The organism is Klebsiella sp. K47, from assembly GCF_051858335.1.
GTDB classification, from domain to species: domain Bacteria; phylum Pseudomonadota; class Gammaproteobacteria; order Enterobacterales; family Enterobacteriaceae; genus Klebsiella; species Klebsiella pneumoniae.
Map to the genome: position 1 here is coordinate 1 of NZ_JBPYUI010000397.1, position 225 is coordinate 225.

Here is a 225-nt window from a genome sequence, read left to right on the forward strand (position 1 = left end):
GGCGGCCATCCTGGCCATGGCCCTGGCCCTGCTGCACGAGAGCGCGACCGGGGCGACGGGCGGGGGCGACACGGCTCGCGTCTATCAACTGGGCGACTGGCCGGCGCCGTTCGGCATCGTCCTGGTGGCGGACCGTCTGTCGACCTTGATGGTGGCCCTGACCAGCGTCCTGGGCGCCTGCTCCATGATCTTCGCCCTGGCGCGATGGGACCGGGCGGGGCCGCG

At 73.8% G+C, this 225-nt stretch carries 1 protein-coding gene; it reads left to right on the top strand.

Annotation, left to right across the window (positions count from 1 at the left end; translation table 11 throughout):
- Nucleotides 1-225 (top strand): hypothetical protein (locus RRF55_RS28535; RefSeq protein ID WP_439419375.1); only part of this gene is annotated, 225 nt, incomplete at both ends.